The organism is Thioclava sp. GXIMD2076 (genome assembly GCF_037949795.1).
GTDB lineage: Bacteria > Pseudomonadota > Alphaproteobacteria > Rhodobacterales > Rhodobacteraceae > Thioclava > Thioclava kandeliae.
Genome location: NZ_CP149933.1, coordinates 427,344 through 442,250, shown reverse-complemented (window position 1 = coordinate 442,250; position 14,907 = coordinate 427,344). Strand labels below are relative to the sequence as shown.

The 14,907-nt window shown below is 63.0% G+C and carries 13 protein-coding genes; 7 read left to right on the top strand and 6 right to left on the bottom strand.

Annotation, left to right across the window (positions count from 1 at the left end):
• The 7 genes from WDB91_RS15895 to WDB91_RS15865 all read left to right on the top strand — a co-directional run bounded on the left by WDB91_RS15895 (nucleotide 1) and on the right by WDB91_RS15865 (nucleotide 7,064).
• A complete protein-coding gene (locus WDB91_RS15895) occupies nucleotides 1-867 on the top strand; it encodes a branched-chain amino acid ABC transporter permease (protein ID WP_339114607.1) in 867 nt (288 codons plus the stop codon).
• A complete protein-coding gene (locus tag WDB91_RS15890; protein WP_339114606.1) occupies nucleotides 864-1,889 on the top strand; it encodes an urea ABC transporter in 1,026 nt (341 codons plus the stop codon). Before WDB91_RS15895 ends, WDB91_RS15890 begins: the two co-directional genes overlap by 4 nt.
• Nucleotides 1,886-2,605: an ATP-binding cassette domain-containing protein gene (locus tag WDB91_RS15885; protein WP_339114605.1), complete on the top strand. Its 720-nt coding sequence runs from the start codon at nucleotides 1,886-1,888 to the stop codon at nucleotides 2,603-2,605. Before WDB91_RS15890 ends, WDB91_RS15885 begins: the two co-directional genes overlap by 4 nt.
• Entirely contained in the window at nucleotides 2,602-3,312 is a 711-nt protein-coding gene (locus WDB91_RS15880) for an ABC transporter ATP-binding protein (RefSeq protein ID WP_339114604.1), read from the top strand. The genes WDB91_RS15885 and WDB91_RS15880 overlap by 4 nt, the downstream gene beginning before the upstream one ends.
• Before the next feature lie 16 nt (nucleotides 3,313-3,328).
• Complete coding sequence (locus WDB91_RS15875; RefSeq protein ID WP_339114603.1) at nucleotides 3,329-4,672, top strand: amidase family protein; 1,344 nt, start codon at nucleotides 3,329-3,331, stop codon at nucleotides 4,670-4,672.
• A 167-nt stretch (nucleotides 4,673-4,839) separates the two neighbouring features.
• A complete protein-coding gene (locus tag WDB91_RS15870) occupies nucleotides 4,840-5,781 on the top strand; it encodes an NADP-dependent oxidoreductase (protein WP_339114602.1) in 942 nt (313 codons plus the stop codon).
• Nucleotides 5,782-5,846: 65 nt separating this feature from the next.
• On the top strand, nucleotides 5,847-7,064 hold the full coding sequence (locus tag WDB91_RS15865; RefSeq protein WP_339114601.1) for an MFS transporter: 1,218 nt from the start codon (nucleotides 5,847-5,849) through the stop codon (nucleotides 7,062-7,064).
• Between the two features lie 172 nt (nucleotides 7,065-7,236).
• Here the strand turns inward: WDB91_RS15865 and WDB91_RS15860 are convergent, their stop codons facing one another.
• The 6 genes from WDB91_RS15860 to WDB91_RS15835 all read right to left on the bottom strand — a co-directional run bounded on the left by WDB91_RS15860 (nucleotide 7,237) and on the right by WDB91_RS15835 (nucleotide 14,821).
• Nucleotides 7,237-8,211 (bottom strand): ABC transporter permease, encoded by a 975-nt coding sequence (locus WDB91_RS15860; protein WP_339114600.1) that lies wholly within the window; start codon nucleotides 8,209-8,211, stop codon nucleotides 7,237-7,239.
• Nucleotides 8,208-10,694 (bottom strand): ATP-binding cassette domain-containing protein, encoded by a 2,487-nt coding sequence (locus WDB91_RS15855; protein ID WP_339114599.1) that lies wholly within the window; start codon nucleotides 10,692-10,694, stop codon nucleotides 8,208-8,210. The genes WDB91_RS15860 and WDB91_RS15855 overlap by 4 nt, the downstream gene beginning before the upstream one ends.
• A gap of 3 nt (nucleotides 10,695-10,697) precedes the next feature.
• On the bottom strand, nucleotides 10,698-11,792 hold the full coding sequence (locus tag WDB91_RS15850) for a substrate-binding domain-containing protein (RefSeq protein WP_339114598.1): 1,095 nt from the start codon (nucleotides 11,790-11,792) through the stop codon (nucleotides 10,698-10,700).
• A gap of 96 nt (nucleotides 11,793-11,888) precedes the next feature.
• Nucleotides 11,889-12,560 carry a nitrile hydratase subunit beta gene (gene nthB / locus WDB91_RS15845; protein ID WP_339114597.1) on the bottom strand — a complete coding sequence of 224 codons (672 nt, stop codon included), beginning with the start codon at nucleotides 12,558-12,560 and terminating at the stop codon, nucleotides 11,889-11,891.
• Nucleotides 12,557-13,174, bottom strand: coding sequence for a nitrile hydratase subunit alpha (nthA, locus tag WDB91_RS15840; RefSeq protein WP_339114596.1), 618 nt, complete (start codon nucleotides 13,172-13,174; stop codon nucleotides 12,557-12,559). Before nthA ends, nthB begins: the two co-directional genes overlap by 4 nt.
• Before the next feature lie 132 nt (nucleotides 13,175-13,306).
• Nucleotides 13,307-14,821 carry an amidase gene (locus WDB91_RS15835; RefSeq protein WP_339114595.1) on the bottom strand — a complete coding sequence of 505 codons (1,515 nt, stop codon included), beginning with the start codon at nucleotides 14,819-14,821 and terminating at the stop codon, nucleotides 13,307-13,309.
• Between the last annotated feature and the right edge of the window lie 86 nt (nucleotides 14,822-14,907).

The window sequence follows — 14,907 nt, the reverse complement described above, 5'->3', positions numbered from 1 at the left end:
ATGGAACTTACAGGGCTTCTTGCCTATAATATTCTGGTGGGGATCGGCACGCTTGTGCTGATCACCATCGGCCTCGGGGTGATCTTCGGCATGATGAAGATCATCAATCTCGCGCATGGCGAATTCATGATGATCGGCGCCTATACGGTGGTTCTGGCCACCGGCGCGGGTGTGAATATCTGGATCTCCATGTTCCTCCTTGCGCCGCTTGTTTCCGGTCTGTTGGGGCTGATCACCGAGCGTCTCTTGATGCGCCATCTCTATGGCCGGATGATCGATACAATGCTGGCCACATGGGGGCTGAGCCTTCTGATCATTGGCGCCATCACCGTGATTTTTGGCAACCAGACGCGCGGGATCTCCTCGCCGGTAGGAAATATGTCGATCGGTCGCTTCGATGTTGGGCTGCATGGCATGGTCATCGTGCTGACGGCCATCGGGGCGCTGGCCGCCGTGGCTTGCGTGCTGAAATTCACCAAGCTCGGGCTGATCGTGCGGGCGACAATGCAGAACTCGGCCATGGCCTCGGCTTTGGGGGTTGCACCCAAGCGCGTCTATATGGGCACATTCGCCACCGGCACGGCGCTTGCGGGTCTCGCAGGCGGCGTGCTGGCACCGATCTCGGGCGTGGCGCCGACGATGGGCGCGGCCTATATCGCCAAGGCCTTCATCACCGTGCTGGGGGGCGGGCCTGCCATTGTCACCGGCACGGGCCTTGCCTCGACCCTCTTCTCGCCCATCAACGAGATCGTCTCCTTCAAGGCGACCCCGATCATTGGCGAGGTGGCCATGCTGGTGGCGGCAATCATCATCGTGCGCCTGCTGCCGCAGGGCATCACCGGACGTTTCTTCAGGAGAAGCCTATGACCAGCAAACGCACAGGCTTTTACGCCGCCGTGGTGGCGGGGATCGTGGCGCTGGTCGCCGTGCCGCAGACCATGGATATGTTCACCGTGATGCAGCTGACGGGCTTTGTGGCGATGGCGGTCTTCGCGCTTAGTCAGGGCTTTGTCTGGGGCTTTGCGGGGATCATGAGCTTTGGCCAAGCGGCTTTTCTGGGCCTTGGCGCCTATAGCTATGCCGTGGCCGCAATCAATTTCGGCGAAAGCACGCCCGCGATGGCCGTGGGTATTCTGGTGCCGGTGATCTTTGCAGGGCTTCTGGGCTATTTCATGTTCTATGGCCGGATCAGCGATGCCTATGTCGGCGTGATCACCATGACCACCTCGATCATCCTGTTCAACCTGATCAACTCCACCTCTGGCGATGCCTACCGTGTGGGCGAGGCGGCGCTTGGCGGGTTCAACGGGATCCCCTCGGTGCCGACCCTCAATATTCCGGGCGATCCGGAGGCCGTTCTGGACCCCAACCAGCTGTGGTATGTGACGATGGGCTGCCTGATCCTGTGCTATATCGCGCTCCATGCCGTGCTGCGCTCGCGCTTTGGCGCGGTGACGGTGGCTATCCGCGAGAATGAGACACGGGTGACGCTGCTGGGATATGACGCACGTTTCTACAAGCTGGTCGCCTTCATGTTCTCGGCGGCGGTCGCAGGGCTTGCGGGCTGTCTCTACACCAATTGGGGCGCCTATATCTCGCCCACGATCTTCGCTCTCGCGATCTCGGCACAGGCGATCATCTTCGTGCTGGTCGGTGGTCTTGGCACTCTGATCGGGCCGATCCTCGGGGCTTTTGTCCTGCAATGGCTGATGAGCTCTGTTGGCCAGCAAAGCGTGCTGGACGCCAATCTGGTGATGGGCGCGGTGCTGATCGTCTTCGTGCTTCTGGTGCCTAAAGGTGTGGTGCCGCTGATCCGCGACACTCTCTGGCCGATGCTGCAGCACCGTTTCGGCGCGCGCTCGTCCCTTGAAAAGGAGGCCCATGAATGACTGTGCCCTTGATCGAAACCAAAGGCCTCACGATGCGCTTCGGCGGTGTGGTCGCTGTCAATAACGTCGATTTCACCCTGCGCGAGATGGAGCTGCGCTGCCTCATCGGGCCGAACGGGGCTGGCAAGAGCACCTTCTTCAAGATGCTCACCGGCCAGCTCACGCCCAGTTTGGGCACGCTTCTCCACCGCGGGGACAGTATCGCGGGTCTCTCGCCGCATCAGATTGCGCGGCGCGGGGTGGGGGTGAAGACCCAGACGCCCAATGTCTTCGACGGGCTCTCGGTGATCGAGAATATCATGGTCTCGGCCACCCGCCTGCATACCCGCAAGATGGCCCGCGAAATCGTGGACGAGGTGGTTGCGCGGGTTGAACTGGGGGCGATTGCCAACCGGCAGGTCGGTATCCTGTCGCATGGCCAGCGCCAATGGGTCGAGATCGCGACCGTTCTGGCGCAGAAACCCGATCTGGTGCTGCTCGATGAACCCGTGGCGGGCATGAGCGACGAGGAGGTTGACCGCACCGCCCAGATCATCCGCGAGATCAATCGCGAGCGCGCGGTTGTGGTGGTCGAACATGACATGGTCTTCATCCGCAAGATCGCCAAGACGGTGACCGTCTTCAATCAGGGTGCGGTGCTGGTGGAGGGCGATGTGGATGCGGTGCTCTCCGACCAGCGCGTGCGCGATGTCTATCTTGGAAAGGCTGCGGCATGAGCTTGCTAAGTGTTTCGGGTGTCGAGACCCGCTATGGCCGTGTGCCCGCGCTTTTCGGTGTGGATCTCACGGTCGGGGAGGGCGAATTTGTCTCGGTGCTGGGCCATAACGGCATGGGAAAATCGACCCTGCTGAAGACGATCATGGGCTTCCTGCCCACCTCCGAAGGCAGGATCGAGTTCGAGGGCACGCCGCTCAAGGGCAGCCCGACCGAGGCGCGGGCGCGCGCAGGTATCGGCTATGTGCCGCAGGGCCGCCAGATTTTCCCGACGCTGAGCGTGATGGAAAACCTGCGCATGGGGTGCCTTCTGTCCAAATCGCCCGAAGACCAGAAGATCGAAGAGATCCTTCAGGCCTTCCCGCGTTTGACGCGGCTTCTGGGGCGTGCGGGTGGCGCACTTTCGGGGGGCGAGCAGCAGTTGCTGGCGCTCGCGCGGTGTCTATGTGGTGACCCCAGACTGATCTTGCTCGACGAGCCGACGGAGGGCATCCAGCCCTCGATCATCGAGGAAATGATCGAAACGCTCCACGGGCTGAAAGCCTCGCACGCGATCACGCTTCTTCTGGTGGAGCAGAACCTGAATTTTATCACCCAACTCTCCGAGCGCGTGATGATCCTCAAGCGCGGGCGGATCACCGGCGAGGTGCCGCAATCGGCCATCGGTGATACGCGCGCAATGGAAGATGTGGCCGCCCAGTTGATGTAAGCGGTTGAAGGAAAGAATGATGACGACAGAAAACCGGATGACGCTGGCACAGGCGCGCGCGATCATCGCGACCGAAGGGATGGGGGCACTGGCTGCCCGTCTGGGCGCGCTGGCCGCGTCCAACCCGCTCCATGCTGTGATCGCGCAGGATTATTCCGCGCCCGAGACAGGCTCGGGTCCGCTGGCGGGCATTCCGATCGGCGTGAAGGATAATATCGACGCGGTTCCCTTTGCCACGACCGGCGGCTCGCCCGCTATGGCGGGGTATTTCCCTGCGGAGGATGCCGGTATTGTCGCGCGGATCCGCGCTGCCGGCGCATGGGTGCCGGCCAAGCTGAACCTGCATGAGTTCGCCTTCGGGATCACCTCGGACAATGGTGCCTATGGCGCGGTCCTCAACCCCTATGACGACAATCGCACCGCGGGCGGGTCGTCGGGCGGGTCCGGCGCGGCAGTGGCGGCCGGTATCGTGCCTGCGGCTATCGGCACCGATACCGGTGCAAGCGTCCGGATTCCCGCCTCTTTCTGCGGGGTGGTGGGGCTGCGCCCATCGACGGGGCGCTATTCGACGCAAGGCGTGCTACCGATCTCGTGGTCGCGCGACACCCCCGGCTTTCTGGCCAATTGCGTGGCGGATGTGGCCGAACTGGATGCGGTTGCCGCGCCCACCGGCCTGCCCGAACCGGTGCTGCCCGACCGTCCCTTGCGGCTGGGTCTGGCGCAGGACGCGCGACCGGGGCTTTGCGACAAGGTCGAGGAGAGGTTTGACGCGGTGCTGGCCGATTTGGCCCAAAAGGGCATTGTCGAGGTCATCGACCTTCCCGCGCTAGGCTACCGCGAGGCGCAGGAGGCCTATGACGTGCCTACGGCCTCGGTGGAATCCTACGAATTCTGGAGCCGTTTCTGCCCTGATGTGCTGGGGCTGAGCTACGCTACGTTCACCTCCCGGATCGGCAGCCCTGATGTGCAAGCGATTTTTGCGGCGACCCCCGATCTGGCGGCCGAGAACGCGCTGGCCCATGAAACCTATCTGCGCATCATCCGTCCGCAGATGCAGGCCCGCCACGGCGCGCTTTTCGCGGCCCACGGGATCGATGCGCTGATCGCGCCGACCTGTCCGGTGCAGCCTGCCAAACGCGCGGATTACCTGACCATCACCGTTGGTGGCGAGACCCGTCCGATCCTTCCGGTGCTGGCGCAGAACGTATCCTATGCAACCTATATAGGCTGTCCATCGCTGAGCCTCCCGGCAGGGTTGGACAGGGATGGTCTGCCAGTAGGACTGTTGCTGGATGGCCTCGTCGGGGCGGATCGCGCGCTCTTGGAGATGGCGGCGCGCATCGAGGCCGCGCTTGCCTGAGATCTTGGTGCGTCCTGGCGGTATGAGTGAAGGAAAAAAGCTTGACTGTGCAGGCCAAACCTCTGGTCTGTGCGGGCCAATCCATCGTGACGGTCTTGTTTCTCGAGTGGTGCCTATGACATCGGGGGCTGTTGATCCCCGTCAATTCGTAGCTACAGGAGCCTTCCATGCACGCCATGCGTTTTCACAGTTTCGGTCCTGATACCAAAATCTTCTGTGACGAGATCGGGACGCCCGTTCCCGTAGGCGCGCAGGTTCTGGTGCGGCAGGAGGGGTCGAGCCTGAATTATATCGACCTGATGATCCGCGCGGGTGGTTACCCCCGGCTGGATGCCGATGCGTTGCCTTATTGCGGTGGGCGTGACGTGGCGGGCCGGGTCGAGGCTCTGGGCCCAGAGGCCGATCCTGCATTGCTGGGGGCCTTCGTTATCGGGCTGCCCGAGATCGACCGTGGCAGCTTTGCCGATTACATCGTGATGAACCCCTCCGAACTCTGCGTTGTCCCCGATGCCACTCTGACGCAGGTCGGCGCAGCCGGACTGGGGGCGCTGCCGCTGGTGGCACTGACCGCCTGGCAGGGGCTGCATGATCACGGCTGCATCGCGCAGGGCCAGCGTGTCCTGATCACCGGCGGTTCGGGTGGCGTGGGGCATCTTGCCATCCAGATCGCCAAGGCTGCGGGCGCCGAGGTCTGGGCACTGGCGTCGGATGCCAATCAGGCGATGCTGAGCCAGATGGGTGCCGACCATGCGCTCAGCTATCAGGATCCGGAATGGGATGAGGGTCTGCCGGCCTTCGATATGGTTCTCGATCTCGCGGGTGGCGCGACGCTGGCCCGCAGCCTCGCGACCCTGCGTGAGGGCGGTCGGCTGGTATCGGCAGTGGCCCCGCCCGATGAGGTGGCCGCGAAGGCCCGTGGGCTTGCCTATGCACAGTTCTTTATCGCGCAAGCCAGTGGCGCGCAGCTTGCCCCGATCGTCGAACTTGTCGGCGCAGGCCAGCTTCGTGTCCATATCTCCGAAACCTATCCTCTGGCAGAGCTTGAAGCCGCACAGACACGGTTCAAAGCCGGTGGCTTGCGCGGCAAGCTGGCCATCTCCTTCGACTGATCCTCCAGCGGGCCCGATCTGGGCCCGTTTCTCCAGTCTCCCTTTTTGCGCGAAAGCCTATCTTCATGACTTCCCCCGTCACAGACCAACCCCGCTCGACCCTGCTGGCGCGGATCTCCTGTGCCATCGCGATTTTTGCCGCCCTTCTGGGCAGCACGGCCCCGAGCCCGCTTTACCCGCATTATCTTGAAATGCTGGGACTGGGTAAAATGATGGGCACAGCCATCTTTGCGATCTATGCAGGCGGCACTCTGGCTGCGCTGTTTCTGGGCGGATCACTGGCGCAGAAGACCCGTGACCTGCGGCGGCTGATCCTGCCCGGGCTGGTGATCACCGCTTTGGGGGCTGTCATGTTTGCCAGCGCCCACTCGCTGGGGATGCTGCTTGCGGGCCGGTTCCTGAACGGGTTCGGCACGGGGATGATCACCGGCATGGCCTCGGCCTCACTCTTCAGCCTCACCCCGGCTGAGAAGCGCGGCTCCGCGGCAGTGCTGGCAACGTTGGCCTTTACCGGCGGGGCGACGGTCGGCCCGCTGCTGAGCTCGTCTGCCATCGCCATTGATCTGGCACCGACGATCAGCCCTTTCGTGGTGATCGTCGTGCTCTGTCTGGTGGCGGGGGCGGGGCTGATGGCGTGCCATTGGCCCCTCAAGGCGCCTGTCGAGAAAACCAGCACCAAGCCGCAGCCGTCCCGAGGTCAGGTCAACAGGCCGCTCTTCGTGCTGGCCTGTATGGGGGTCGGGACGGCATGGATGGTCGGCTCGGTGCTCATGGCTCTGGGTGCGGATCTGGGGCAGTCGGTCTATATCCTGCCCTCGGCGGCGATTGCCGGTCTGATCCCTGCGGTCTTTCAGCTGTTTGCCGGTATCGGACAGGCGGTCTGGGGTCGGGTCTCGTCCGAGAAAGCCATCCTGTTCGGCATGCTGGGGATTGCCCTCGCGCAGGGTGCGCTGCTCATGGGAGAGCCCACCGGCTCGGGCTATCTGATGCTGGCACTCATGCCGGTCTCGGGCTTTTTCTACGGGGCGGCCTTCGTGGGGGCGCTCGGCATGGCCAATCTTTCGGCCCCGCCCGAGCTGCGCGGGCTCTATATCTCGCGCTTCTATGTGGCGGGATATATCGCGAATGCCATCCCCACGGTGGTGGTGGGCTATCTGAGCGATGCGCTCGGTCTTGCGACAGCCTTCGTTCTTTTCTCGGTCTGTCTGGTTGCGGTCGCGGCAGCGACGCTGGGGATGTTGCAATACTGCCGGCGCCGCCGGAGCGATATGGTTTTGTCGTAATTCCGCCAGAGGGCGGTCTATCAACGGACATTCCATGCAAGCGGCCCCTCGGGGCCGTTTTTGTCTGTCCTGTGGTGGGGCAGGGCGCATGAAAAAACGGGTGGAGCCAGCATGTGGTGCACTCCGCCCGTCAGGGGATGTTCCTAAGGGCTGCGGCCTGTGCCGCCATGCCTTATTTGCGCAGTTTTGCCAGCAGGCGGGGACCGGCAAGCGCCAGAACGATCACAGTGGCCTGCACCAGATATTGCGCGGGCGTGCCTGCGCCCATGGCCAGCACCATCTGGCCGAGCTGGGTCATGAAGACCGCGGCAATCGCACTGGCGACCACGCTGCCTTTCCCGCCGGTGAAGGGCGTGCCGCCGACCACCACCGCCGCGATCGAGGGGAGCAGATAATCGTTGCCTGCCGTGATCGTGGCCGAGTTGATGAAGCCGGTGAACAGCATGCCGCCCAGCCCGAAGAAGATGGCGCCCACAACATAGGTGCCCATGAGATAGGGGCGCGCGGGGAAGCCCGCAGCTGTCGCCGCCGCAGGGCTTGCGCCCACCGCCGTGAAGCGGCGGCCCATCGGCAGATAGCGGATCGCGGCGGCCATCAGCGCCACCACAACAAGTGCAACGATCAGGATCACCGGCACACCGGCCAGTTTCATATGCACGAAGCCTGCCAGCGGTGCGGGGGCCGAGATGGAGTTTCCGTTCGAGACATGACGCGCGACGCCTGCATAGATCGCGCCCGTAGCCAGCGTCGCCACGATGGGCGTAATCCGGAAGACCGAGACCGCGATCCCGTTCACCAGCCCCATGAGGGCACAGAGCACGACGGTGGCCAAAACCGCCAATGTCAAAGAGCCGGTCTGCAGATAGACCCGCGACACGAGTAGCCCGCCCACGGTCATGATTGCGCCCGAGGACAGATCCATACCGCGTTGCTGGATTATGATGGTCTGGCCTGCCGCCACCACCGCCAGCATGGCGGCAAAGGGCAACATCCCCATCAGCGCGGGCCAGCGCATCGTGCCGGGCGCCAGGACGAAACTTGCCGCAAAGACCAGCACGAGGGGCAGCCAGACCCATGCGAATTCCGAGACATGCAGGCGGGGCTTTGCGCCCGCGCCTTTCGTGTCGATCACCTCTGAATTGCTCATGCCGATACCGCCTTGGATCTGGAATAGGAGTAGAAGGCCACAGCCGCGATGATCAGCCCGCCCAGCAGGTAGTTCTGCCATGCGCTATCAAGCTGCAGGAAGGTTGCGGCCGAATTCACCAGCGAGATGAAGCCCGCGCCGAGAAGGGCGCCGAGGAACAACCCGCGCCCGCCCATCAGGCTGGTGCCGCCGATGACGACCGCTGCGATGGAGGTCAGCGTGTAACCGAGGCCCGCGCGCGGATCGCCGATGGCCACCTGTTCGATCATCATGATCGCGGCCAGTGCGGTGAGGACCGAGCAGCCCACATAAGCGGCAAACTGCATCACGAGCGGCGTGACACCGGCGACACGGGCGGCCTCGGCATTGGAACCGAAGGCGCGCCAGCGGATGCCCTTGCCGCTGCGCAGCAGGAAGATATCGAGCACGATGGCGGCGATCACGGCGATGATGAAGGTCGCGGGTATGGCACCCATACGATAGCCGATTGTGTCGAGCACGTCGAAATCGGTCATGCCCGCAGGCACCGGACGCAGCAGAAGCGAAACGGCCTGCACCGCCATGTAGGTGGCCAGTGTCGCCACCATTGGGTGCAGCTTCAGCGGGCCGACGAGCAGGAAATTTACCGCCCCCACCATCGCGGCGACAGCGATGATTGCGGCATAGCCCAGCGATGGCATCAGCCACGGATCCCCCGACAGGAAGAACGAGCCCACCACGGCACAAAGCCCCATCAGCGGCCCCACAGAGAGGTCGATCCCGCCGGTCAGCATCAGGAGCTGCTGACCATAGGCCACCATCGCCAGGGTCGCGGTCATCACCATCAGGTTCACCAGCGAGCGTTCCGACAGGAAGAACGGGTTCACCCAGCCCGCTACGGAGCCCAAGATCAGCATTGCGGCCACCAGCATCCAGAAGGGCGCCCAGTCGGAACTGCCCAGCTTGGCCAGTTTGCCGCCGAGGGCTGCCGTATGGGCGCGGGCATTGGTGGCCGTCATCATGGCCTGAGCGATGGCCTCGTCATTGACCTCGTCGCCGGTCAGTTCGGCCACGATCTCGCCACGCGAGAAGACATAGATCCGGTCGCATAGCCCCACCAGCTCGGCACGGTCCGACGAGCAGACGATCTGGCTCATGCCCTCGTCGGCGGCGGCCCGCATGACCTGATAGATCTCGGCGCGTGCGCCCACATCCACACCCTGTGTCGGCTCGTCAAGGAGCAGCACCTTGGGGTCGCCCGCCAGCACCGAGGTGAGCACGACCTTCTGCGCGTTCCCGCCCGAGAGCGAGGAGATCGGCGCCTCGATGCCTGCCATCTTCACCTCGAGACGGGCAAGTTCGGTGCGGGCGCGGCGCTTTTCGGCACCGGCATTGATCAGCCCGCCACGGGTATCCTTCTCGATGGAGCGCAGCGAGAAATTCTCGCGCACCGACAGGCCCGGCAGCAGACCCTCGCGGTGACGGTCGCCCGGCACGAAACGGATGCCTGCCTTGCGGCTGTCACGCGGCGATCTGATCGAGACGAAGCGCTCGGCCACATTCACGCGGCCTTCGATGGGTTTCTGGCCCGCCAGCGCGCGCATCAGCTCGCGTTGGCCATGGCCGTCAATGCCCGCAAGTCCCACGATCTCGCCGCGATCAACGCGCATGACCACATCACGGAAACCCGGCCCGGAGACGCCATGCAGCTCGAAGATCCGCTCCGAATGGACGTCCTTCGCCCGTTTGGGCGGGAAGGGACGCTCGACGCGGCGGCCGACGATCATGGTGATGATCTCGTCTTCCGAGAGATTGGTCGCATCCCGCGTGCCGACCGCACGTCCGTTGCGCAGAACCGAGATCCGCTCTGCGATCTGGCGCACCTCGCGGATACGGTGCGAGATATAGACCACCGCACAGCCCGAGGCCGCCAGTTCCCGCACCACCTCGAACAGACGCACGACATCGCGGCCTGTCAGGTGTTCGGTCGGCTCGTCCAGCACCAGTAGGCGTGGCTGCGAGGCAATCGCCTTCACGATCTCGACGATAAAGCGTTTTTCCGGCAGCAGGCTCTCGATCCGCGCATCGGGGTCGATGCCGGTATCGTCATGCCAGCTGGCCAGCTTGCTGCGCACGAACTCGCGCAGCGCACCCACCGAGGGGCGCAGATGTTTGGGCAGACCGATATGGATATTCTCGGCCACCGTCAGATCGGGCATCAGCGAGGGTTCCTGACGCACGATCGCCAGACCTCTCTCGCGGGTCTCGCCCGGATCGGCACTCAGCGCCTCGCCAAAGAAGCGCACCGTGCCCTCTTCCGGCTCAAGCGCGCCCGACGCCACCGCCATCAGCGTGGATTTGCCGGCCCCGTTCTCGCCCACAAGGGCGTGGATCTCGCCCGGACGGACGGAAAGAGACACATCGTCAAGCGCGGTGACAGGACCGAAACGCTTGGTGATGCCCTCCAGTCGGAGGGCATCGGTTCCAGAAGAAGACACGGTCATGGCTTACTCGTATCCGAAGACTTTTTTCAGCTGGTCTTCCGATAGAAGCGAGCTGAGATCGGCATCCGGCGGCAGCTCCTTGTTGCAGCCAAGCGAGACATTCTTGAAGCTGTCATTGGAGACATAGGGCACCAGCACAGTGCCTTCGGGATCCTCGGTCCCTTCGAATTCCGCCAGCGCGCGACGGAAGGCGAAGCGGATGATGGTGGTGGTGCCATCAAGCGCGTAGAAATCCCAGCCTTTGCCTGCGGCCTTATCATCCTCGAACTTGCAGTTCAGCTCGTTGCCCGAGGCGATGGTCAGGATCGCAGGAACCTTCTCTCCCGCCTGTTGGTAGGCATTGACCACCGCCAGCGCCGCCGGACCATGGTCGGTCACGATGGCATCGATCTTGGGGTAGGTGGCGATCAGTCCTGCCGTCGCCCGTTGGGCATCGGCCATGTTCCAGTTGGTGGTGACATAGCTGTCCTGCAGCAGTTTGACGCCCGGATATTTTTTGATGCCTTCCTTCAGCCCGTTGAAGAAATTGGTCGAGGAGGCGGCACCGGGCGAGCCACCCAGCATGACGATATTCGCATCGCCGAGATTCTGGCCAATCCATTCCGCCCAGAGGCTGCCCGCCACGGTTTGGTCCTGATAGACATTGGCGGTGTAGTCGCGCCCTTGCGTGCCGGAGAGTTTGGAGAAATAGGGCACCATGGTCACGCCTGCACGGGTGGCGGCGCGGAAGGCGGGCATGGAGGCGTCGCCAAAGTCTGCGAAGGGAATGATGATGTCATAGCCCTGGGCGACAAAGCTGTTGATGTCGCTGTTGAATTTCTGCGAATCTCCGCCTGCATCCGCATAGGCGACCTCGGTGATATTGGAACATTTCGAGGCTTCGTCACGCAGCTCTTCTTCGGTCGTGCGACGCCATGTGTCGCCGCCGATGCCGTCGATCAGGGCCACGCGGGCGGGTTTGGTGCCGCACATGCTGGTGATATCGGCGCCCTTGCCCATCTGCGTGGGTTCCTCGGCATGGGCGGCCGTGGCCAGAGTGGCGGCGATCGTGCAGGCGGCAAGCCAGCTGGCGGTCGTTCTGAGGGTGGAAATGGTCATCGGGGATGCTCTCCGTGTTGGATCGTCTTTTGGTTTTAGTTGCCTGCCTTGCGGGCAGGTTTGGCCCGCGCTTTGCGCGGGATTTCAGGCAGGGGCTCAGAGCGCCTGCATGTAGGGTTCGTAGAGGTCCAGATAGACGGCGCCACGCCCGTCGGCATCGGCTCCCCACAGCTCCTCTGCGTCAAAGCGCACCGAGTAGATCCATTGCGGGTCCTCGCCTGCGCTATGGGCGCGCTGGTCGGCATAGACAAAGGCCTCGCGGGTGGCGGTGATGGTGCCGATCCGGCCGCGCGCATAGGCGGGCAGGCGGGTATGGCCCTTAGGGTGGTTGTTGACCGAGCGGATCTTCTCGCCGATCCCGAATTTGCGAGGCGCGCGGGCTTCGCCGGTGGTGTCGATATAGCCCCGCACGATCTTGCCTAAATCCTCGTTGGGCGGCAGCTCTTTGTTTCGCGCCCATTCGGGCAGCGGCTCGGTCGCCTTACCGGTGCGCAGCTCCTCGCGGGTGGCGATGCCCTTGGCCACAAGAATATCCTCGTAGCTTTCCATCCAGTGCAGGTAATAGGGCGAGGTCAGATAGTGGATGGGTTCGATTTTTTCCATCGCATGGCGCGAGGTATCGGCATTGAACAACCCCGCCACCTGCAACATCAGATTGAGGCCGAAGGCTCCGCGTTCCCAATCGTGGACGAATTTCGGTTCGTTGCCATCGTCAGGGATAACGGGCCCGTAGCCCTGCATGCCGCCGAAATCATGGACGCTGTTCATGAGGCTTCTCCGTCCAGATCCTGCGGAAGACCGGTGCCGATCATGGAATTGCGGGTGACCAACTTCTCGAGCTGTTCGGCGCTCCAGCCTTCGGTGCCTGCGGGGCGCATGGGCAGCACGAAATAGCGCAGCTCGGCATTGCTGTCCCAGACGCGCAGCTCGACATCTTTGGGGATGTCGGTCTTGAATTCGGCCAGGACGGCGCGCGGTTCGATCACGATCCGCGAGCGGTAGGCCGCGGTCTTATACCACATGGGCGGCAGGCCCAAGAGCGGCCACGGGTAGCATGAACAGAGGGTGCAGACGATAACGTTATGGATCTCGGGCGTGTTCTCGCACAGCACGATATGTGATCCCTCCATCCCCGAAAAACCGTATTCCTGAAGCGCATTGTTCGTGTCGGTTCGCAACCGCGCCAGATAGTCGGGGTCGGTCCATGCGCGCGCCACGATCTTGGCGCCGTTCCTCGGACCCAGCTCATGCTCGAAAATCTCGACAAGAGCATCGACCGCGCCTTCGCGTAGCAGACCTTTTTCGATCATTAGCTGTTCGACGGCGCGGGCGCGCAGGGCAAGCGCATCGGGGGGCATTGTTCCGTGAGTGTGGTCGGACATAAAAACTTCCTGCAATTGGGAGGGCAGGCCCGCGCGGGGCGGGCGTCCATATATCCAAGGCTAGAATGCTTCCGACGGGCCTGCTTTGCCCATCGGGTCAATCGAGTTGATCCGATGGGCCGTTTCCTTGGTTCAGAAGGTCTTCCAGTCGCCCGACTGCTCGAACGCATGGGCAGCGCGGTAGATGGTTTCCTCGTCGAAATGCTTGCCCACCAGCATCATGCCCACCGGCAGACCATCGATCATGCCGCAGGGCACAGACATTGCCGGATGGTGGGTGATGTCGAAGGGATGGGTGATCGCCACCGGCTCGGCGGCACGGCGCACGATCTCGGCGAGGCTCGCATCCGGTCCGGGCAGCTTTTGCGCAGTGGTGGCGGTCGTGGGCATTAGCAGCAGATCGACCTGTGCCAGCTGCGCGTCATAGGCCGCGCGCAGACGGCGGGTGATATTGCGCGCCTTGCCATAGAAGCGGGTGCCATAGCGGTGCGTCATATAATGGCCTGCCATCAGCGCGATCTTTGCGGTGGGCGAGAGGTCATCGGCGGTGCGGCGCCAGCCACGGTAATGGTCCATCATGGAGACCGCATAGAGATCGCGGCGCGAGGCCCCGTAGCCGTCTCCCTCGAACATGGTGGCATAGGCGCCTTGGGTCACGATCGGTTCGAAGATCGAGGGGGCCTGCATATGCATCGGCACCGACACCTCGACAACCTCGGCTCCCAGTGCCTCGAAGCGCTTGGCCGCCTCGCGGACCTTGGCGTTCACAGTCTCATCGGCATAGATGCTCTGGAAGCCTTCGGTCATGATGCCGATCTTCAGGCCGCGGATATTTCCCGTCAGTGCCTTGGTGTATTCCTTCACCTCGGGCGCTTTGATGCGCGGATCATAGCCGTCATCGCCCGCGATCACTTCCAGAAGGAGCGCGTTATCCTCGACAGTGCGGGTCATCGGGCCTGCATGGTCGATCTCGATCTCGATCGGCATGATACCGGTATAGGGCACCAGACCGTGGGTGGGTTTCATGCCGTAGATGCCGCAGAAGGACGAGGGCATACGGATCGAGCCGCCCTGATCGCAACCGATCGACATGTCGACCTCGCCGGTGGCAACGGTCACGGCAGAGCCAGAGGACGAACCGCCCGCCGAATAGCCATGTTTATAGGGGTTATGGACATGGCCCGTGGCATTCGTGAAGGAGCTGCCCGTCATGCACAGCAACTCGCAATGCGCCTTGCCCGCGATCTCGCCGCCCGCATCGAGCATCCGCGTCACGATGGGCGCGTCGAATTCGGGGATATAGCCTTCCAGATGCGGCGTGCCGTTCATCATCGGCACACCGGCCAGCATGATGTTATCCTTGAGCGAGATCTTCTTGCCTTTCAGCTTGCCATTGGCCGCGCCCTTGATGGCGGTTTTCCAATACCAGGCGTTATGGGGGTTTTCCTCAACGGTCGGACGATGGCCCATGGTGCGGGCATAAGTCACCTCGGGGATCTCGTCGGGCATCTGCGCGATAACGGTATAGGCCTGAAGGCGCTGGGTGATCTGCTCGTGATACTCGGTCAGTTCGCTTTCCGAGAAGGACAGGCCAAGCGCAGCCGCCGTCTGTTTCAGTTCGTCTTTTGTCGGCGTATGCACAGCCATGGGTCAAATCCCTGTTCTGGTTCTCTCCCCTCTAGCTGTAATGGGATGTTGCGCCCCTATCTTTGTTTTGCGGGCCAATTTATTTT